General features: G+C 59.4%; 19 protein-coding genes and 2 tRNA genes. 11 read left to right on the top strand and 10 right to left on the bottom strand.

The features are described from left to right. The first annotated feature begins 124 nt into the window (after positions 1 to 124). From ACTEK7_RS33690 to ACTEK7_RS33660, 7 genes are all read left to right on the top strand, one after another. Positions 125 to 712: a hypothetical protein gene (locus ACTEK7_RS33690; protein WP_225148790.1), complete on the top strand. Its 588-nt coding sequence runs from the start codon at positions 125 to 127 to the stop codon at positions 710 to 712. Between the two features lie 367 nt (positions 713 to 1,079). Next, on the top strand, positions 1,080 to 1,463 hold the full coding sequence (locus tag ACTEK7_RS33685; RefSeq protein ID WP_225148789.1) for a hypothetical protein: 384 nt from the start codon (positions 1,080 to 1,082) through the stop codon (positions 1,461 to 1,463). A 345-nt stretch (positions 1,464 to 1,808) separates the two neighbouring features. Continuing rightward, positions 1,809 to 3,242, top strand: coding sequence for a terminase large subunit domain-containing protein (locus ACTEK7_RS33680; protein ID WP_225148791.1), 1,434 nt, complete (start codon positions 1,809 to 1,811; stop codon positions 3,240 to 3,242). A gap of 12 nt (positions 3,243 to 3,254) precedes the next feature. Then, entirely contained in the window at positions 3,255 to 3,965 is a 711-nt protein-coding gene (locus ACTEK7_RS33675) for a hypothetical protein (protein WP_225148788.1), read from the top strand. A 693-nt stretch (positions 3,966 to 4,658) separates the two neighbouring features. Next, positions 4,659 to 4,886: a hypothetical protein gene (locus ACTEK7_RS33670; RefSeq protein ID WP_225148787.1), complete on the top strand. Its 228-nt coding sequence runs from the start codon at positions 4,659 to 4,661 to the stop codon at positions 4,884 to 4,886. A gap of 749 nt (positions 4,887 to 5,635) precedes the next feature. After that, on the top strand, positions 5,636 to 6,031 hold the full coding sequence (locus ACTEK7_RS33665) for a response regulator (protein ID WP_225148786.1): 396 nt from the start codon (positions 5,636 to 5,638) through the stop codon (positions 6,029 to 6,031). Between the two features lie 40 nt (positions 6,032 to 6,071). Continuing rightward, positions 6,072 to 6,569, top strand: coding sequence for a hypothetical protein (locus ACTEK7_RS33660; protein WP_225148785.1), 498 nt, complete (start codon positions 6,072 to 6,074; stop codon positions 6,567 to 6,569). A gap of 21 nt (positions 6,570 to 6,590) precedes the next feature. Here the strand turns inward: ACTEK7_RS33660 and ACTEK7_RS33655 are convergent, their stop codons facing one another. Next, complete coding sequence (locus ACTEK7_RS33655; protein ID WP_225148784.1) at positions 6,591 to 7,043, bottom strand: hypothetical protein; 453 nt, start codon at positions 7,041 to 7,043, stop codon at positions 6,591 to 6,593. Between the two features lie 362 nt (positions 7,044 to 7,405). On the opposite strand from ACTEK7_RS33655, the gene ACTEK7_RS33650 reads away from it, so the two are divergent. Further along, positions 7,406 to 8,275 carry a hypothetical protein gene (locus tag ACTEK7_RS33650; protein ID WP_225148783.1) on the top strand — a complete coding sequence of 290 codons (870 nt, stop codon included), beginning with the start codon at positions 7,406 to 7,408 and terminating at the stop codon, positions 8,273 to 8,275. Here the strand turns inward: ACTEK7_RS33650 and ACTEK7_RS33645 are convergent, their stop codons facing one another. The 5 genes from ACTEK7_RS33645 to ACTEK7_RS33625 form a co-directional block, all read right to left on the bottom strand. Then, on the bottom strand, positions 8,276 to 9,232 hold the full coding sequence (locus ACTEK7_RS33645) for a hypothetical protein (RefSeq protein ID WP_225148782.1): 957 nt from the start codon (positions 9,230 to 9,232) through the stop codon (positions 8,276 to 8,278). Between the two features lie 155 nt (positions 9,233 to 9,387). Further along, the gene (locus ACTEK7_RS33640) at positions 9,388 to 11,214 is read right to left on the bottom strand and encodes a DUF3696 domain-containing protein (protein ID WP_225148781.1); all 1,827 of its coding nucleotides are present in this window, start codon (positions 11,212 to 11,214) and stop codon (positions 9,388 to 9,390) included. Between the two features lie 301 nt (positions 11,215 to 11,515). Continuing rightward, positions 11,516 to 11,779 (bottom strand): hypothetical protein, encoded by a 264-nt coding sequence (locus ACTEK7_RS33635; RefSeq protein ID WP_225148780.1) that lies wholly within the window; start codon positions 11,777 to 11,779, stop codon positions 11,516 to 11,518. Between the two features lie 409 nt (positions 11,780 to 12,188). Further along, positions 12,189 to 12,263, bottom strand: a tRNA-Thr gene (locus tag ACTEK7_RS33630). Between the two features lie 171 nt (positions 12,264 to 12,434). Next, positions 12,435 to 12,929 (bottom strand): hypothetical protein, encoded by a 495-nt coding sequence (locus ACTEK7_RS33625; RefSeq protein ID WP_057029593.1) that lies wholly within the window; start codon positions 12,927 to 12,929, stop codon positions 12,435 to 12,437. Between the two features lie 281 nt (positions 12,930 to 13,210). Here ACTEK7_RS33625 and ACTEK7_RS33620 point away from each other — a divergent pair, with 281 nt between their 5' ends. Both ACTEK7_RS33620 and ACTEK7_RS33615 read left to right on the top strand, forming a co-directional pair. Next, complete coding sequence (locus tag ACTEK7_RS33620; protein ID WP_036010846.1) at positions 13,211 to 13,693, top strand: hypothetical protein; 483 nt, start codon at positions 13,211 to 13,213, stop codon at positions 13,691 to 13,693. A 41-nt stretch (positions 13,694 to 13,734) separates the two neighbouring features. Beyond that, positions 13,735 to 14,241 (top strand): hypothetical protein, encoded by a 507-nt coding sequence (locus tag ACTEK7_RS33615; RefSeq protein ID WP_225147705.1) that lies wholly within the window; start codon positions 13,735 to 13,737, stop codon positions 14,239 to 14,241. Positions 14,242 to 14,503: 262 nt separating this feature from the next. Here ACTEK7_RS33615 and rlmB read toward each other — a convergent pair whose 3' ends face one another. Then, positions 14,504 to 15,334 (bottom strand): 23S rRNA (guanosine(2251)-2'-O)-methyltransferase RlmB, encoded by an 831-nt coding sequence (gene rlmB / locus ACTEK7_RS33610; RefSeq protein WP_225147704.1) that lies wholly within the window; start codon positions 15,332 to 15,334, stop codon positions 14,504 to 14,506. Positions 15,335 to 15,541: 207 nt separating this feature from the next. On the opposite strand from rlmB, the gene ACTEK7_RS33605 reads away from it, so the two are divergent. Next, positions 15,542 to 15,627: transfer RNA gene (locus ACTEK7_RS33605), tRNA-Tyr, on the top strand. 125 nt (positions 15,628 to 15,752) lie between these two features. On the opposite strand, the gene ACTEK7_RS33600 is transcribed toward ACTEK7_RS33605, so the two are convergent. The 3 genes from ACTEK7_RS33600 to ACTEK7_RS33590 all read right to left on the bottom strand — a co-directional run bounded on the left by ACTEK7_RS33600 (position 15,753) and on the right by ACTEK7_RS33590 (position 19,974). Then, complete coding sequence (locus ACTEK7_RS33600) at positions 15,753 to 16,784, bottom strand: LLM class flavin-dependent oxidoreductase (protein ID WP_225147703.1); 1,032 nt, start codon at positions 16,782 to 16,784, stop codon at positions 15,753 to 15,755. Between the two features lie 95 nt (positions 16,785 to 16,879). After that, positions 16,880 to 17,860, bottom strand: a complete 981-nt coding sequence (locus ACTEK7_RS33595; protein WP_225147702.1) for an NADPH:quinone oxidoreductase family protein — start codon at positions 17,858 to 17,860, stop codon at positions 16,880 to 16,882. 56 nt (positions 17,861 to 17,916) lie between these two features. Then, positions 17,917 to 19,974 (bottom strand): ATP-dependent helicase, encoded by a 2,058-nt coding sequence (locus ACTEK7_RS33590; RefSeq protein ID WP_225147701.1) that lies wholly within the window; start codon positions 19,972 to 19,974, stop codon positions 17,917 to 17,919. Positions 19,975 to 20,022: the final 48 nt, after the last annotated feature.

Below are 20,022 nucleotides of genomic sequence, written 5' to 3'. Positions count from 1 at the left end.
GACCCGCCGAGAATTCCAAATATGCCTGCAGCACTGGGACAACTCGTGTTTCCGGTCGCCGCTTCAATAGATATAAGTTTCGAAAAGATAAAAAATATCAAAATGAAATAGCGCTGGCGCGCTCATGTTCTCTCGCTTCGCGAGAAGGAGACTGGAGAAGAAGATACACACCCAGTCAAAAAGAAAATCGATCGGAGGTCATGCAGTGTGTACAGATAAAGAATTCAAGGCGTTCCTCCTAACGATCCCGAAACTGAACCCAGATCAAAGGAAAAGAGCTCTCGATCGGTTCAAGGCTCTGGGTGGAGTACTTCCGTCCTCGTCGTCCGAGCCGATCGGTAATGGTGAAAATGACTGGCTTCTAGCAGGAATAGCTGCTGCTCTCCACGAGCACGGGATCATCAACAAATCGAAGCTCTACGAGCCTGCTGTCTCTATCGGCATCAAGAACTACACCGAGAAAATGAAGACCGCACGAGAAACCTTGGAAGCCGGATCTCCTCGGAAGCTGTCCTTCGAGGAAAAGGTGCTGCTCGCCCAGCTCGCAACTCAGGCGATGATAACGAGGTTCAGAACAAAGACTACGGTCAGTAAGGTGCTCAACTGCGTCGATCAGTTGCCCGCTTACTTCGACGAGTCGTTCCCGGGATATCTCAGGAACAGGATGATTCTTGTCGTCCTGGGGACGCCAGGAAAAAGGTTTCATTCCTAACGTTCACGTCGGGTCCATCAGGCAGCGAGAGATGGTTGCATCCTTCCTACAGTTCCATACACGAAGCCGCCCATCGTCCATTAAATTCTGATCTCGTCATTCGAGAGCAACAGTCTCCGTGATGCTTTCTCGCAGTCTCAATGCTTGGCTGCGGTACCCCACCTGCGTTTACTCAAACCGTAAGTCGTTTTAGGCCCGGTCCCAGCAAACCCCTTATTTTGCTGGGTTTGCCCTTCCTAGTCAGCGGCTTAATTTCGCGCTAAAGTTGTAGGGTAAACAGAGGGGTTAACAGGTGGCCCGATCTAAGCCGCGTAGGCGCTATCAGCTTTCAGCCGAGAATAGCTCGGCTCCCATACCCGTGCCACCCATGCGCAGGTCTGGTGTCACGAACGGCTCACGGCTGCACATCGAATTGCGTGACAAGAATTCGCCTTGGGCCAGACGATTGCGTGACCTGCTCGCGCTCATGGTTTCTGATCTCGGCGGAGCGGAGAATTGCTCCGAAGCCGAGAAGTCACTGGCTCGTCGTGCCTCGATGCTCACCCTACAACTCGAGCTGATCGAGCAAAAGTGGGCTCAGGACGGTGGTGAGGCTTCAGCAAAATCGCTCGTCCTCTACCAGCGCGTAGCGAACAGCCTGCGTCGCATACTCGAAAGCATCGGCTTAAAGCGGCGTGCGCGTGACATCGCGCCATCGCTCGATCAGTACCTACGCCAACGGCAGGAGGAGAATGGTGCGAACGAGGAGTAACAGCTCACGCTATTCGCTCTCACCGAACCAACGCACCCTCATTTTAGCTACAGCCAACCAACTCCGGCCCGAACTGCGTCACCCATTCACATTGCGAGTGGAACGGTGCCTCCACATCAGCACCACGGGAAGCTCTCCCACCGACGTACTTGTCAATCGAGCCATCCATAAGGCTCTGCACGAGGTGGTTGGATAATGGTGCCCAGATATCGGCCCCGGTCCCGGCCTCTGAACCTTCGCCGCTCCCGACCAGCCGAACCTGCGATCTCAATCCTCGATGCGATGGCGGACCCGCGCCTGTTTGCGCGTCATTTTCGCAATCCCAAGTCATGGTCCGCGTGGCGGGTGTTCTTGGCGACGTTGTTTGGTCTGCCACTCGACGTCGATCAACTCGCTCTGTTCCAGCAATGCACTGCTCGCACCGCACCAGATCCGAACGGCTACCGTGAAGCCGACCTAGTTATTGGTCGCAGAGGTGGCAAGAGCTTCACGCTCGCTTTGGTGGCGGTTTATCTAGCCACAATCAGAACGTGGACCCACTACCTCGCGGTGGGTGAGCGATGCACCGTGATGGTCATTGCTGCCGATCGCAAGCAGGCGCGTACGATCCTGCGATACGCCAAGGGGCTCCTCTCAGAAACCCCGATGCTCAAGCCGCTGATCGAGAACGAGCGGGCAGAAGCAATCGACCTCAGCAACAGGATAACAATCGAAGTTCACACCGCCTCATATAGGTCGATCAGAGGCTACACTATCGTTGCCGCCCTTTGCGATGAGGCGGCATTTTGGCGGTCTGAGGAATCCGCGAACCCCGACATTGAAATCCTCAATGCTCTGCGCCCTGGCTTAGCCAGCATCCCAGATGGACTGCTGCTGATCGCGTCCAGTCCTTACGCTCGTAAGGGCGCATTGTGGACCGCATACCGGAAGCACTTCGGCAAGGACAGTCCTATCTTGGTGTGGCAGGCGCCGACGCAGGTCATGAACCCAACGATACCGCAGTCGGTGATCGACTTGGCCTACGAGGAAGACCCTGCATCCGCTGCGGCAGAGTATGGCGCGGACTTCAGGTCAGACATCGAGTCCTACATCAATCTGGACGTCGTGCAGGCGTGCATCAGTCTCGGCGTCTTCGAGCGCGCGCCCCAGACGCGATGGCGGTACATCGCATTCACCGACCCGAGCGGCGGCAGCAATGACTCATTTACCTTGGCAATTGCTCATCGGGATAGCGACAGGTTCGTACTAGATGCCGTGCGCGAAGTTCGACCGCCGTTCTCGCCTGAAAGTGTAGTCGATGAGTTCGCCCGACTGCTCAGAACCTATGGCATCAGTCGCGTGACTGGCGACCGATATGCGGGCGAGTGGCCGCGAGAACAATTTAGAAAGCATGGGATCGCCTACGAGATTTCCGCCAAACCGAAGAGCGATCTTTATCGCGATCTACTGCCGTTGCTCAATTCTCGGCGAGCCGACCTGCTCGATAACAGTCGGCTCGCAACTCAATTGGTCGGTTTAGAGCGCAGAACGGCGCGTGGCGGCCGCGACAGCATTGATCACAGTCCAGGTGGGCACGATGACCTAGCTAACTGCGTCGCTGGGGTGCTCACCACCGTCGCTGGTCGGCAGCGGAAGGTCCGCACAGGTAGTTGCGGCTATGGCGGCCCGGTGACCGAGACAGATCCAAGAACCGGACGACCGATCAACCATCAGCCGACCCGCATCAAGTGGGTCAATGTTCGAGAAGCTGACGCTCCCGCTGCGAGGGGAGCAAACTAGAGGAGAACGACAATGACACGACGCATTACTGATACAGAAATCGCGGCCCGTATCGTGCCAACGCTGGTGCGTTGGCCGGCTGATATCTCAAAGACTGTGGCCTGGGATCGCCTCCGCGAGTGCGTTGATGCCTTACGCGGATTGGTCTTCACCGTGAACGGGCATTGCGAGGAAGCCGAGCAGGATCAGGACCTTTCGCCGGAAGGCATCATCCGGCGCCGGGCGCAAATCGGACAGCAAGCTCTACGCGAACTGACCGAGTTTGAGCCATTTCGAAGAGCCGAGAAGGCGGTGGCCAGCAATCTGGCCTACCTCGAAGAACGCATGGTCGAACTGCCAAAGCCGACAACCAACTCCATCGACTTCTTGATGGAGCAGGAAATTCGCGCCTACGTTCGAAGACAAAAGGCTCGGCTCAACGTTGCTCTCAGGTTGATCGCAGACCAGCGCGCATTGAGCGCGATGATCAATGCACCCGCTTACTTATCCGGGCTTACTGAGATCGAGTGGAACGTGGTGCGGCAACGTGCACGTGCCGCCCTCCATCCACAGCAGGCCGAGATGCAGGAATGTTTGAACAAGGCACTGGCTGAGGTGCGGTCCGGTCTGAGCGCCGCGAAGCGGATGCTATTGGAGCGTTGCGACTTGCGAGAAGATGGTGAGGGTCAGTTCCGGCCGATCCGGCAGCCGGCGGCCACGTCGGGCAGACCGACGGCGGCCTAAACTCGTCTTTTGGGTCCGGAGGCGGCGCGGCTGAGTGTCCGCTGTACATCGATAGCGGACGTGGCCCAGCCGCTTGTCAGCATGGGCCAACACTTGACCATTCGCAAAATGAAAAAGGCCGCCAACTGAAGCGGCCTTAGTATTGGTTCCCGATTTCGTGGACTCGGGCGCTCTGTTGTGAATGCCCGGCGTCAATCTTCTGGTCCGGACTGCTAATCGCAACGACGGACCCTGCGGACCGAACCGTCGTCGCGCTCGATGGTGACGGTGCGGCATCCACCGCGATATCGGCGATCATATCCGTAAGCGCGATAAGCGGGTCGATCGTACTCTCGGTAGTAACGCCGCTCCGGGCCCACCCTTACGCCGCCGAACGGAGTGTCAACGCCAACTTGAGCTGACGCGGGCGCAATAGTAATCGGCGTGGCGATAGCAAAACCAGCAACCGCGAGTACGCCGGCCAATGACAGAGTTCTCATACGAGTTCCTCCTAAGTTATGGCAGTTGCTCTCCAACATCCCAAGGTCGGGCAATGTTCCTGCACAAAACCCAAGGCGGGGTGGGCCAGCAGGAGACGGGGCCGCCGCTCAAGCCCGCTCTCCGTCACATTTTGTGATTGAACATTAACCCATTTAATTTATTTAATTCACTCGGTAATTATATAGTGGCGCCGAGGGACCTGGAGAGAGTGCAATGACGACTGAACGAGAAGATGATGACCGGCGGGAGTTTCTGAAAACCTGCGGCAGGTTTGCCGTGGTGACGCCTCCCGCTATCACCGCGTTGCTGTCCACGTCCCTCACCAGCACGGCCATCGCCCACTCGGGCGGCGGCTTGGTGCATGGCCCTCGGGGCAACAATGGCTACGGCAATGGAGGCGGTGACGGCAGCCCCAACGGCAAGCCTGATAAGTATCGCTGACGCCTCAGGGAAAAACAGCGGGCACGGAACGCTTAGCCAACTGCCACGTTTTCCCGGTGCCCTTCCCCAAGGGCATCCCCAATCGGCCCCAGCTTCATCCCCATTGCCCCCAGAAGCTGGGGCCATTTTTTACCGTGGGTTCCGAGATAAAGGGCCAAGGCAAGCTCAGTTCTTGGTCAGGGGCTTCTTTGGCTCCGCGGCGACAATCTTAATATGACCGGGGGGCAACTCGCCCGTGCCGTCCTTCAGGTCGCCGCTCGCTGGATCAACCTCGACGCAACCTGCGGGTCCTTTGTTGTTTTTGCCATTCGCAGCAGCGTTGCTGCCGCCTCTCGGGCGAAGGAGGTGTAGCGCGGCACGGCTCATGAACCCTAGCATTCCCAGCAACAGGATGATTCAGGAACCAAATTTACGTTCCGAGTATAAGTACAAAAATGCAAACGAGCGACAAAAAGGCCTCAGTTCCGGGGCGGGCTCGCAGCTGACGCCTTGTGTCGGCATCACGGTGTCGAGGCGTGATTCGAGGATCAACGTACAACATTGCCCTTCCTTCCGGTTGGCCCCAGCTCGCGGGGGCAATTGGGGGGCATTGAGCTGGGGCCTGTCGGGATCGCCCTTGGGGAAGGGCTTCGGGAAAACTTGGCAATTGCGAGAATGTTCCTGTCCTATTTGCGCCGACCTCCGTTCCACTTCTGGAACAAACGACCCTGTGTGCACTTTGTTACATAGAGCAGAGAGGGGAAGATGTGGTGACAGAGCTTCCGATCATTCTGGTGATCGAAGACGACGATGCGATCCAAGCCATCGTTGAAGATGTCCTCGCTGAGGGAGGGTTTCAGATCGCGACGGTGAAGACGGGCGAGGAGGCCGTGACCCTTCTAAAGGGCGGTCTCATGCCCTACCGAGCTCTCGTCACCGACGTGAACTTACTAGGACGTCTCGACGGTTGGGAGGTCGCAAGAGCGGCAAGGGAGATCGATCCGCATTTTCCCGTGGTTTACATGACCGGCGGCGCCGCCGATAAGTGGCCTGTCCTGGGTGTACCGCACAGCCTTCTGCTGCAAAAACCATTTGCGCCCGCGCAAGTCGTTGCGGCTGTTTCTCAACTCTTGAACGCCGGCTCGCAGCAGACGGGTCTCGCTTGAGGTCATCGATCCGTGCCTACTTCAATCCTCCTGGTGGAAGATGAAGCAGGAGATTCGACTCATCGAATCTTTCAAGACACCAGCAATCACAGTGTCAGCCGGTCGAGGCGATAGTTTTTGGAAGCTTGCGAAATCATACTACAACGCACCCTACTTGCATCAAGCCCTGTCGTTCGCGAATGGTCGCCCCCCGAAGAAGCCTAACCATATCAAAACAGGGGAGAGTATTGTCATTCCGCCGCTCTACAAGCTCTCATTGTTTGAGAACACGTACATCGTTCGGCCAGGCGACACTGCCACCAAGGTATGTCGCGGCATCATCAAAGGTCCTATAGGACGTTGTCTGGCCCAGTTGAGGGTCGCGAATCCGCAGATCAACTTGAACCGGCTTTATGCGCTTCAACCTTTGCGGTTACCGCAGCCAGCTCCCCTTGCCGCAAACGTTGGGCTGCTGCCCGAAGGTGAAGGTATTGGCGTCCTGAGGCTGCGGGATAGCACCCACATCGTTGGACCTGCTTCAGTGGATTCCATCGGCTGAGAGCACAGCGCACTGGTGACATCACTGCCTCGATGCGGCTTCGAGCCTCGCCCAATTCTCAAAGTATGGGTTGAGCCATCCCAGCTTGTACTGGGGTAACGCATTGTAACCCGGCATGAATCGCCTAAACGCGGTGTCATTCCGCTGCTGTCCCCTCACTCCAGGCGTGTGCAGCCAATCCTTATGGATTTCCTGGAGGGACTTGGCGACAATTCCACTCGGCACCACCCAGGTTCTCGGCTGGTCGGCGAGCGATCGTCCAAAGTCGACAAAACAATAGAATAAATTCGGCGACACCAGTTCTTCGTGCTTCTGCCCCATATGCCACCCGCCGTCTGAACCGATGTCGCGCCGTACCTTTACTTGCACGGCGCAGAGCCGATCGCCTAGCTTATCGGTCACAATAATGTCCGCATTTGGAACTCCGGTCGGAGCAAGAGCCGCTATCATGTTCCGGCGCAGAAGCTGTGACATTACGAAGTGCTCGCCGGCAGCTCCCAAGATCGTACTGTTCGGACCACTCGGTTGTGTAGACATTCGATTCCCCCCGACTGTCTTCCCACACGCCACAAAGGCGAACTGTTCGGCGCTCGCTTAGCCAAGCAAGCGCCGATTTGTTTTAGCTCAAAAACATGTCACTTCGGATTGCAAGAGACCGGAGTGAATCGGGCTGGGTACAAGTAATGCTCTTTGCGGGCTCTGGCTTTTCCTAAGGGCAGCTCAGCCTCGTCAAAACAGCGCAAAGTAGGCGCCTAGCGTTAGGCGGTATCGAAAAGTTTTAATCTTGTCTCAGAGGTTGCGATTCAGGCAGGATGCCTCTTGGGAGGGGGCCTGCCATGACAATCGACACTTTCCTTGGTCTTTTTGGCGCGGTAACAGGCTTGCTCGGGCTGTTCCTCGCATATTACTTCTATAAGAAGTCGGTACGTACGAAGGTTTTGGGCATCGCATATACCAGTCCAATTCCGCTTTTGACCACGTTGGGCGATCTGAAGGTCACTTACGAAGGTGCATCTATCTCTGCTTTATCGCGGGTCTACATACTGTTCTGGAATCGCGGGACTGCTCCTGTAGAAGCTGCGGACTTTCTCTCTCCCATCAAACTCGACGCATCTGCGCCTATCCTGAATTTGCAAATCCAGGATAAAGACGCGGCCGCGGCCGCAACGCTTAACGCGGCGGCGCGAGAGCTTACTATCGCACTGCTTCGACCTGGCGAAGCGATAACCTTAGTTGCCGAGGTGACTAGCGACAGCTACAGGCCTGACATAGCCATTGAGATGAAGTCGGCCGACATGAGCACTTTCACGTCCTGTCTCCACTACATCTATCCAGCGGTGGCCGCATTTCTTACTTTGATGGCATTGTTCGCGCTTGAGCTGTTGATTCTATACTCGTTCAGGGAAGCCTTCCCTACGCCAGATGCCAGCAAAACATATTTTCCTTTCAAGGAAGATCCTGGTCTAATTGTCTTCATGCTGGCCACCCTGGGAGGAATGTTTGCCGGTCTGTGCGTGCTCGCAATTCTGCCAACTATCGCGGCTGCGATTGTAGGGCACATCACCAAAACCGTCGTTTCGAAAACAATCACGCCGGTCGCGTGGAGATTTTCCGAATTTAACTTTTCAGCAATGACCATGAGGCCGCGGCTCAGGCAGTTCAAAAAGTTTATGGACGCTGAATATAAGAAGATCGCGCCTAATTAGTCATTCCTCTTTCTGAATCCAACATTCATGCTGTTCCGTCGCCGCGCTAGCGCCATTGAAGATTTCCAGCTCCTGCTTAGGACCAACATTCGCAAGCTCGACGGTTCCATCGTTATGGCGCCAAAACATCAGACGCAAGGCTGCATGGCTTTTTTGAACATGGGTTCGACAGGCCACCGCTCCATCTTTCCGAACAATAGGCATAAGCTTCCCCACCTTGTTCGGCCTCTTGAGCTCTCCAATAGGATATTTCGGATCGTTGATCACGACGCGCGCACAGGTTTCGCGCAGAAGGTCGGAATTGGGACCATCAGCGCCCAGAGCCCCATACCTCCTAGCAGTGTCGAAGAAGTCGGATCCAATTGTAAACTTGGGCACATTCTCCGGCTTACATGCGAGCCCCTTCGTGCGCAAAAGACCTGCAGCTTCTGTCATCAGGGCGAAATGAAGTTGCTCCGGCGTTTTTGCTCCGTCCCAAAGGTTCTTCGCCCCCACGTTACTTGCGACGTCTTCGACCTTGTCAGCAAAAAGCACAGTTGCTTTTGAACTGACCGGAAAAGCCACCTCGTCGTGAAGTTCAAGAACAGCTCCGCTGCCCGCTGTAGTTTTAAGTTCGACCTTGCCTAAGGTATCGGCGAACCCGGAAATCACGATTGGAGAGGAAGAGACTTTATCGAGGCAAAATGCCAGTGCCAGTGTTGCTAAGTGTCTCGCAGTCGCAATGAACAAAGCTGGGACTTTGACCAACGTGGATAAGTCAGGCGTCGAGGCAAAAAATTCGACCTCCGTCACCTCAACATCGAGTGCGTCTTCCAAAATGGCAGACCGCTCAAGGATGAAATTGATGGACCGTCGGACATCCTCGGTAGAATATACGTGCTTGAGATCCCATTCACTCAACAAGCTCGTTATGTTTGGAGCGCTGGGAAAGAAATCTCCGTTCGCCAAGATGTCCAACGTGTCTCCTAAGATCACACCCTGAAACAGCGTCGAGAAAAAGCAAGACCGCGCCCAATAACGTATGCGATGCACGATCAGCTCTGCCTCGTCTTGTGTCGAGGCATGGTTAGGTATCGCGAGCAGCGCGGGATCAAAATGTAGGAGCATTCGATCTACTTACGGCTATTCTTTTCTGATTGCCGCTTCGCTGCCGCGGCTCGGAGAATCGATTCCGACTCGATCTGAGACTGTTCAAAGAAATCTTTCGGCCAATCGGAGATGGCGCCATAGCGAGAGACTGGGACTTCCCGACACTTTGTCGTGCCGCCATCACGCTCCGTAAAATAAATTCTAAGAGTCTGGACCAGAGAATCTCCTGAAGCGCTCGCGACTCGGTGCCGGAAGCGATCGATCAGATACTCGCTGTGAGTCTCAAGAAGGCATTGCTTACCGATGAGCGAAACAGACAAGAAAAAGTCCGCTAATCGCGCCTGAACTTTGGGATGAAGGTGCAGTTCGGGCTGCTCAAAAATCAGCAATGAAGGCGAGTCGGCCAGTAGTGCCATGACGATGATCGGAAGGACTTGACTTACTCCGACGCCGACATTCGTAAGATCGTGATATCTGTCTAGGCCCGCGGTTTTGACTTGTAGTTGGTGTCCCATTTTGCCCTGGTCGGCTGTGGAGACTTCGCTGGCAACTCCAACGTAAGCTAGCCAGTCGACCACGGCATCGTGCAACGTTGCGTATTTGGACTTTAGATTGAAGCCATCTGGCTGAATGAATGAGCTTGGCAGATAGCGGACTTGCTTCTCGCGATGCAAGTCCAAGACTGCCGCCGTATGTTCACCCTTAAAACCAACTTCAGTCGTGTTCGACAACGCTTCCAGCGGATAGATTGGCTTTGGTTCATCTCTCAGTGGGCCTAGGTAGCGCACAGAGGAAGCAAAATATGAGGAGGCATATTGAACGCCCTCATTTATAGCACTGGGAAATGTCGGCTCGGTTTCAAAGAGGGGCATTTGATCGCGAGCTATTATCTCTTCGATTTCCGCTCTTAGTTCACTCATCGTGCGGGTTTGCTTAACCTCTGTTCTTTGCGTTCTTTGGTGGGCGCGATAGCGACGGAAACGAGCAGCAAGCTCGTCGGCCGTGATTGCCACCTCCGCTTCTGGAAAGAGACTAAGATTGGGCGCCGACTGATCGCCTGTTAAGACAGTCAGAATCTCGCGCGCACGATCCGCCTGGATCTCGGCTTTAGAGAGATCACGTGCTTGCCAGGGATAATAGTTATCGTCTCCGATAACTATTTGGGCGATCAGTCGAGCCCGATTGAGTGTTGCGTTGTAGGAAACAGCGACGGCGGCTGGAAGAAAATGGCGCAAAGTGGCGCCGATTATGGAGCATTCTGGCTTTGTGCCGAAGATTTCTTTCTTTGAGGCTTCATCAATATCTGAAACGTCGAGCTTGTTTTCGGCCCGGTTAATCGACAGCCGAAAGTGATTGTCGTCCTTCTCTCGAGCCTGGGCCAGCAGTCCTGCTGAGACGATCCTAGGATTGAGCTGAAGGAACTCGGCATTTGTCAAGTTCAGCGGTGGACCGACTTGGTTGACCACCGTTGCATCCCACTTGAAGGAACCAGTTATCGATCGGATGTGCGAGCGGCTAAAGTAGAAGTGCTCCGAGAAGAGGTCGCCTGTCCCACGAAATCGCTGGAAATTCTCTTCGACGTCCATCTCCCACGCAATACCAATGTACGGTTCGTCAGACTTGTGATTTTTGATATCGTTGAACGTGCCCAACTTCACCAGTGGGCCGTTGAGGGCCATTGGCCGATTTGGGGGAGCGTACTGGACCGTCTGCTTCAGAAGTAGAATGCTTTGGATGATCGTGCTTTTGCCGCTGCTGTTCGCGCCGGCGAAAATAGTTATAGGTGCAAGCGTGATGTCTGTCCGCCCTGCGAAAGACTTGAAATTCTCAATCGACCACCGCTTCAGCATTGTAATGTTCCGCGAAACTTTTCGGATTAATGATACCCTTGAATGGCTCCGAAATCATCTACAACCATAGAGATTGCGCCGTTTTGAACAAGCTTTTTAGGTGTGTCGATCTTAACGATCCGCGGTTTTCCGCGCCAGCAGGGTTGGGCTGTGGCCGCGAGACTAAAGTCTTAAAAGATGTAGCCCTCCGCTAAACGAAACAAAGGGTGCGCGATTGACTAAAGGGGCGGTGGTCCTGTCTGCAGCAGAATGGCTTGGGCCACGGCTTAAAAGCCGTGGCCCAGAGTTGCGAAAGAAGCAATCAGCTTAGGAGTAGTGAACGCGCCCGAGCAATTTCCAGAGTGGCCGCGTTCTCGATGGCCATCCGCTCGTCGCCTTTGATGCGGAGTAATCCGCTCGCCCGGTTGGTGATCCGGGCCAGTTCGCCCAGCGTAGGCTTCGCATTATCCTGATATGCAAGCACGACGTCTGCGATAGCAATCAAGGCTTCGATCCGCTTTTCCTGTTCAGACTTGGGGAGTTCGTTCTTGGGTTGCGGCTCAGCCGCTTTGGAAGGCTTGGACATAGTTTTCTCGCTCTCTCGTTCGAGTCGCACGCCAAAGTAGCTTGGCCAGCTACTTTCGCGTCTAGCCTTTGTTCGGATAAAACGAAAGAGCGATCTCATGAAGCGGGGCGCGGGCTAGCGGCCCGGCGGTAGGGCTTGGCGCTATTTTGGTAGTACCCGAAGCAGGCGGCCTTGCAGACCCCACCTGCTGGGGGGGTCCCCGGGGGCGGCGGGGGTGCCCGGCCGCAGCCATTAGCTCCTGTACGGACGCCTGTAGGGCTGCCTTTGGGGGGTAAGCAGCGCGAGCCCCGGCGTTGCCGCGCGGTGGCGGGGCTTTAGCTGTTCGGTTTACCCGTGTGTTTACCCCTGGGCCGCGCGCCGTAGCGGCTCGATCTTACCGCTTTATAACTGACTGAAATGGCCGGACTTTTGGTGCCGGCTGAGGGGATTGAACCCCCGACCTTCGGTTTACAAAACCGCTGCTCTACCGCTGAGCTAAGCCGGCGATGCCTCAAGAGGCAGGGCAGAGCTCGGCTCGCGCCGGGCCCCGTCTACCCGTGCGCGCCGCAATACCAGACTTGATCGGAAAGTGCCAGAACCGGGAGGTCGTCGTCGCAGGACGTGAATCGGGCGGCCGCGCGGGCCGCCCGATGTGTCGCGTTCGGCTCAAGCCGGCTTACTGGCAGAGCTGCCGGCGGCCGTCTGCGCCCTTGAAGTACGTGCCGGGCGTACAGACGAAGCCGTTGCGCTGGGCATAGGTGCGCCTGTCCCAGCTACGATTGTCCCAGCCGCGGTCCCACGAATTGTCATAGGCGTAGGAATTGTCCCAACCTCGGAATGGGGCGGTGGCAATCGCGCCGGCGGTGCCGATCGCGGCACCCGCGACGCCGGCCGCCGTCCCGACAGCGCCCGCCGCAACGTCGGTCGGCCAGAAGCCAGTGGGGCTTCTGTTCCAGTCGTTATTCCAGTCGCGGTTGGTCTGGCGATAGGCCGCGCGGCGGTGGCGGTAGCCGCTCTCGGTGGTGGCCTGTCCCGGTCCGAAGGTCTGGCAATTGGCGTTCGGGAATTGCGCCGAGCAGCGGCCCTGATTGGTGACGACGGTCTGCGCCATGGCAGAGCCTGCCAGCATGGTCGCTGCGATCGCCGTGGCCCCGAGAAGCTTGATGGTCATGGTTGTTCGCTCCCATTTTGTTGACAGGAGCTAAACGCCGACGGCGCGGGACGTTCCGATGCAACCTTGGGATTTTTCGGATGCGAGCCGTCAAACCGATGTGAGCAGTACGCTGTTCCAGCCGCGCGGTTCCGCGCCGTTAACGCTTCACTAGCTCGCCGTGCAACATTTGAGCGGCGCGCAATCCTTGCACGTTAGGCTTACCGGAATTTGGTGAGCAGGCCTTAACTCTCTCTGCGTCGCGATCGGTTAGGTTGCGCCCGGATAACCGGGGTCTCCTCATGCGTGCCGTGGCGCTCGCCGCCTTTCTGATCGGACTGCCTGCAACCGCGTTTGCAGCCGGCTTCGAGATCGTCGTTCCCGGCCGTCCCGGCGTGCCGATCATTATCAACAACATCGATGCGTCCTATGCCGTCGTCGAGGGCACCTGGGGTCTCGGCAAGGGCCAGCAGGTGCAGCCCACGATCTATGGCGGACGCTATATCGCCGAGCGGCAGCCCGACGACGTCGGCCATTATTATCCGACGCTGGGCCTGCGGCCGGGCTACGGCCGGCTCGAGGTCGAGCCGCCGGCGAACCGCAAATTGCCCAAGCCCGCCGAGAGCTACCACCAGAGCTGGGGTGCCTCGTCCGCGCCGCTGCCGGCGCAGATGGATCCGCCCGTCGATCCGCCGCCGGTGATCTACGCGCCCGAGATCAACGACCGTCCTCGGCCCCCGCGGCCGCGGCCGCGCACAGAGATACCCGGCAGGCCGCCGGGTTGAGAAACGTGAAAACCAAAAACGGAAATCAACAGGAGAGAGTAATGCGTCAAATGATTTCGGGACTGGTCGCGGCAACTGCCGTGATGTTCGCCGCCACCGTGCCGGCCGCGGCCTGCGGCTTCAGCACATGCGCGCCCGTTGCGCCGGTCTATGCCGGCTGCAACACCGGATGCGGCGGATATGGTTATGGCTACGGCTACGGCGCCTATGAGCGTCTCGCCGAGCCGACCACGCAGTATTATTACGTCAACCAGGGTCCGACCTATACCGGTCCGGGCGCCTTCGCGCCGTACCCGACCTATCGCGAGGACGCGGTCGTCGCGCCCGCCAATTACGGCTATGGCTATGGCTATCGTGCCGCTGCGGTCGCGCCGCCGGCCGCTTATCCCTATCGCCGCCCGTACTTCCGTCCCTATCGCTACGGCTACGGCCCGCGCTACGGCTATCTGCCGCGCGTGCAGTACGGCCATGCTCACCGCCACGGCCACGCCCACCGCCACGCGCCGCATTATTATGGCGGTCACCGCGTGCTGCGCCGCTATTACTGATCTCTGATCGGTTGAGATTTGCGAAGCGCCCGTTCGCGTGATGCGGACGGGCGTTTTGCTTTCTCTTCAAAACAACCCCATGCACAGTAGCCGGGAACAGTGAAATCAAGGACTTGAAGCGCAATGTGCCCGAGATGAGCGAGCATCGCTCATTAGCTCATTGTTCGAACCCAAAATTTCGGAAAAACAGAGACTTCGATTGATCCGTCGGGCAAAACAGGCGTAGTCTAGCATCGTCCGGATATGCGCGGCGCCTAAAGCGCTAGCGCTTCATCAGCCCCAGCCGGCTCGCGCCGACATAGAGCGAGAGTACGGCCGCATTCGAGACGTTGAGGCTCTTGATCTCGCCGGGCATGTCGAGCCGCGCCACGACGCTGCAGGTCTCGCGCGTCAATTGCCGCAAGCCTTTGCCTTCGGCGCCGAGCACCAGCGCGAGCGGCTCGCGCAGTGTGACGTTCGAGAGGTCCTCGGTACCTTCGCTGTCGAGACCGACGGTCTGGAAGCCGCGCTCGTTCAACGCCGTTAAGGCGCGGGCGAGATTTTGCACCGTGACGACAGGCACAAGCTCCAGCGCGCCGGAGGCGGCCTTGGCGAGCACGCCCGTCGCCTCGGGGCTGTGACGCGCGGTGGTCACGATCGCCTTCACCGCGAAGGCCGCTGCAGAGCGCAGAATGGCGCCGACATTGTGCGGATCGGTGATCTGGTCGAGCACCAGCACCATGCCTTCCTGCTTGAGCGTCTCGATGTCCGGCGAGGGCAGGGGATCGGCCTCGGCGAGCAGGCCCTGATGCACGGCGTCGGGCGAGAGCAGGCGGTCGATCTCCTCGGGACGGACGATCTCGGGCGCGATGCGGGTCGCGATGTTTTCGTCCGCCAGCCGCCGCGCGGCGTTCTCGGTTAGCGTCAGCTTGCGGATCCGCCGCTGCGGGTTGGCGAGGGCCATGGTGACGGTGTGCCAGCCATAGAGAATGACGGGCCCGTCGGGGTGCGAATCGCGTTCGCGCCAAGCCGGCCGGCCGGTCGATTTCCCTGGTTTGTTGAAGGGCTTAGCCCCCCTGCGGGGGCCCCTCGGGGCGAATTTTTTGTCCTTCATGGGCTCGCTTGTGTCACGGGGACCCCAATATGGCAATTTGAGTGGCTTCGAGGGCGATTTTAGCTGCTTGCCTCGGTTGACTTTGCCCCACCGCTTCGCCCATAAACGCGCCCGGTCGCGCCCCGATACGGGTTGCCGCGGCCTTCACGTTCCATGGCCGTCTTCGGTCCGCCGGCAAGGTCCGGCCCGATTGTGCTGCCGTCGAGCGGGGGAGTGTCCCGAGTGGCAAAGGGAGCTGACTGTAAATCAGCCGCCTCATGGCTTCGCAGGTTCGAGTCCTGCCTCCCCCACCAGCCTTCGCTCGCTTCGCGAGCTACGGCTAGGCAAGCCAGCATAAGTGCTCGTGGCGCGAAGTGAGCGAAGGCTGTCGCGCCGTAGCCCGCAGGGCGTAGGCGGACTGGGACTGTTCTCAAGCCCGCTACCCCATCATCTCCCGCACCATCGGCACCACCTTCCGCCCGTAGAGCTCGATGCTCCGCATCAGCTTCTCGTGCGGCAAGGGCCCCGCCGAATACTTCAACTGAAACCGCGAAATGCCGAGCGCCTTTGCGGTCTTCGCGATCTTGCGCGCCACCGTTTCCGGCGAGCCGACATAGAGCGACCCGTGCTCGGCCTCGCTGACAAACTCCTCGCGGCCCATCGGCGGCCAGCCGCGCTCCTTGCCGATGCGGTCGCGCATCGCCTTGTAGTCGGGCCAGAGCTCCTCGCGCGCCTGCGCGTCGGTCTCGGCGACGTAGCCCGGCGAATGCACGCCGATCGGCTGGGCCGGGCGACCGAACTCCCTGAAGGCCCGATGATAGAGCTCGACATAGGGCGCAAAGCGCGCGGGATCGCCGCCGATGATCGCCAGCATCAAGGGCAGATCGTAATGCGCGGCGCGCACCACCGATTGCGGACTGCCGCCGACGCCGATCCAGGTTTTCAGCTTGCCGTTCTCGACCGGCGGATAGACCAGTTGATCTTTCAGCGGCGGGCGCAGCTTGCCTTGCCAGGTGACCGGCTGCTGCGACAAGAGCGCGGCGAACAGATCGAGCTTCTCCTCGAACAGCTCCTCATATTTGCGCAGGTCGAAGCCGAACAGCGGGAAGGATTCGGTGAACGAGCCGCGGCCGAGGATCACCTCGGCGCGTCCGTTCGAGACCGCATCCAGCGTGGCAAAGCGCTGGAACACGCGGATGGGATCGTCCGAAGACAGCACCGTCACGGCCGAGCCGAGATGGATGCGCCTGGTGCGCGATGCGATCGCCGCGAGCACGGTCTCCGGCGAGGAGATCGCGAAATCGGCGCGGTGATGCTCGCCGAGACCGATGAAATCGAGACCGAGCTCGTCCGCCAGCACCGCTTCGTCGACCACGTTGCGGATCACCTGCGCATGCGGAATCATGTCGCCGGACGCATCTCTTGTGACGTCGCCAAAGGTATCCAGTCCGAATTCGAGCGGTGCGGTCATCGATCAAGTCTCTGTGGGAGGAACGATGAGACTTAATGGACGACAGCCGGCTCACAAGGTGGCTTTCGGAAATGCTCGGTTTCCGTTTGTGCGTGCTATCCCGAGATGCGCACCACCATCTTGCCGAGCGCAGCGCGCGCCTGCATCGTCTTGAACGCCTCGCGAAAATCCGCCAGCGCGAAGACGTGGCCGACCACCGGCTTCAGCTTGCCGTCGGTGAGCCAGCCCGTCAGCTCCGACATCAGGCGCTTCTGCAGATCGGGCTCGCGCACGGGAATCTGCGCGAGATCGACACCGAGCAAGGCGCCGCCTTTCAGAAGCGGCAGATTGAACGGCAGCGCGGGAATGGCGCCGGCGGCAAAGCCGACCACGAGATGGCGCCCGCGCCAGGCGATGGATCGAAATGCCTGCACCGAGATTTCGCCGCCAACGGGATCGAAGATCACGTCCGCGCCATGTCCTGCCGTCAACTCCTTGAGCGTGTCGCGCCAGCCGGCCTGCGTATAGTCGATCACCGCATCGGCGCCATGCGCCTGCGCAAACTCGCGCTTCTCCGGTGTTGATGCAGCCGCGATGACGCGAGCGTCGAGCAGCTTTCCGATCTGGACGGCCGCAATCCCAGTGCCGCCGGCGGCACCCAGCACGAGAAGCTGCTCGCCTGCGGCCAGCGAAGCGCGCGCGCCCAGCGCATAAAGGGCCGTCAAGTAATTGGCGCGAAACGAGGCGGCGACCTCGGCTGCGACGCCGTCCGGCAGGGGATGGACCGCTTCAGGCCTAACGACGATCTCCTCGGCAAGCGCGCCCGAGCGCGTCATCCCCATCACGCGCATGCCGGGCTGGTAGCCGCCCGGTGCACGGGGCGCGTCCGTCACCACACCCGCGAATTCCGTGCCGGGAATGAAGGGGAGGGGGTCCTTGGTCTGGTAGCGTCCCTCGATCTTCAGGCCGTCGACGAAGCCAATCCCGGTCGCTTCCACCCGGATGCGCAGCTGTCCCGCCTCCATGGACGGAGGCGGTACGTCCTTCAGCTCGATCTGATCGATGGGGGCGTATTGCTCGACGACAACGGCTTTCATGTCGGACCTCTGTTGTTCCAGTTATCCTGACAGGTCTCGACACTAGCCTCTTGTGTCTACCGCCACATCCCCCGCATCCGCGCCCCGATGTCGATCTTCGGCCCCTGCGCCGCGGTGCGCGCGGCACCGCTTGCGGCCTTCGGCCAGGCGGTGCGATCGAACAGGTAGACCAATTGCTCCGGGATGAAGCGGGTGCGCGAGGCGTACACGTGGCGGTCGCCTCTGGCGGCTTGGCCGTGGACGAAGAAGCGCTGCGGCACGACGAGATGCAGATCGTCCTTGGCGCGCGTCATCGCGACATAGAGCAGGCGGCGCTCCTCCTCGAGCTCGGCGCTGGTGCCGGCGCCGAGATCGGACGGCATGCAGCCGTCGACGACGTTGAGCACGAACACCGATTTCCACTCCTGGCCCTTGGCGGAGTGGATGGTGGAGAGGATCAGGTAGTCCTCGTCGCGCAGGGGTGGCCCTGATTTGTCGCTGGTCGCATCCGGCGGATCGAGCGTGAGCTCGGTCAGGAATTTCTCGCGAGAGGCATAGCCGCTCGCGATCTGCTCGAGTTGCATCAGATCGGCGCGGCGCGTCTCGGCATCCTCGTGCATGCGGTCGAGATGCGGCTCGTACCAGAGCCGCACCCGTTCGAGATCGACGGGCCATTCCGAATAGCGCAAGTTTTCGACCGTGCGGACGAAACAGGTCCAGTCCTCGCCGGTGCGCGCCGGCCCCGGCAGCCGGCCGAGCGCGGCAAGCGGGTCGGTGCTCTCCGCCATCTGGTCCAGCACGCGCTGTGCGGTCGCAGGCCCGATACCCGGCAGCAGGTGCAGGATGCGAAAGCCGGCGACGCGGTCGCGCGGATTCTCGGCGAAGCGCAACACGGCCAGCACGTCCTTGACATGCGCGGCATCCAGGAATTTCAGGCCGCCGAACTTGACGAAGGGGATGTTGCGGCGGGTCAGCTCGATCTCCAGCGGACCCGAATGCGAGGAGGTGCGGAACAGCACCGCCTGATGCTTGAGCAGCGCGCCTTGCTCGCGGTTCGCCAGCACCGCCTCGACGATGTAGCGCGCCTGGTCGGCCTCGTCGTGCACGGTGACGAGCTGCGGCTTCTGACCTGAGGTGCGGTCGGTCCAGAGGTTCTTGGTGAAGCGCTCGCGGGCGAGGCCGATCACGCCGTTCGCCGCCGACAGCACCGCCTGCGTCGAGCGGTAATTGCGGTCGAGCGTGATCATCTCCGCGCGCGGCGAGAAGCTCTGCGGAAAGTCCAGGATGTTGCGCACGGTGGCGGCGCGAAACGAATAGATCGACTGCGCGTCGTCGCCGACCACGGTGAGGCCGCGGCCGTCGGGCTTGAGCGCCAAGAGGATCGAGGATTGCAGACGGTTGGTGTCCTGATATTCGTCGACCAGCACGTGGTCGAAGCGGCCGCCGATCTCCTGAGCGATCAGCGCATCGCCCATCATCTGCGACCAATACAGCAGCAGATCGTCGTAATCGAGCACGTGCTGGGCCTGCTTGGCCTCGACATAGGCGGCGAACAGACCCTTCAGCTCGGCGGCCCAGCCCGCACACCAGGGAAAATGCTGGGCGAGCACCTTCTCGATCTCCATCTCGGCATTGACGCAGCGGGAATAGATCGACAGGCAGGTGCCCTTGGCCGGAAAGCGGCTCTCGGTCTTCGACAGGCCGCGCTCGTGCCGGACCAGGTTCATCAGGTCGGCAGAATCCTCGCGGTCATGGATGGTGAAGGCGGGATCGACGCCGATCCGCTCGGCATATTCGCGCAGGAGCCGCGCGCCGATGCCGTGGAAGGTGCCGGCCCAGGTCAGCGCATCGCGCATGATTGCGGCGTTGTTCTCGCCGAGCACCTTGCGCGCGATGCGCTCGACCCTTCCGGCCATCTCCGCCGCCGCGCGTCGGGAGAACGTCATCAGCAGGATGCGGCGGGGATCGGCGCCTGCGACGATCAGATGCGCGACGCGGTGGGCGAGCGTGTTGGTCTTGCCGGAGCCGGCACCGGCGATGACGAGCAGGGGACCGCCCACGATGGCCCCTTCGGCCACGCCATGCTCGACGGCGCGGCGCTGCTCCGCATTGAGCGTGTCCAGATATGTCGCCACGAATCGCCCCGGTGAAAGGATGAGACTCGGCGATCCCGGCGCGAATCG

Source organism: Bradyrhizobium sp. JHI2711 (genome assembly GCF_056156565.1).
The sequence above is the reverse complement of the archived record's forward strand: the minus strand, read 5'-3'. Positions and strand labels throughout refer to the sequence as shown.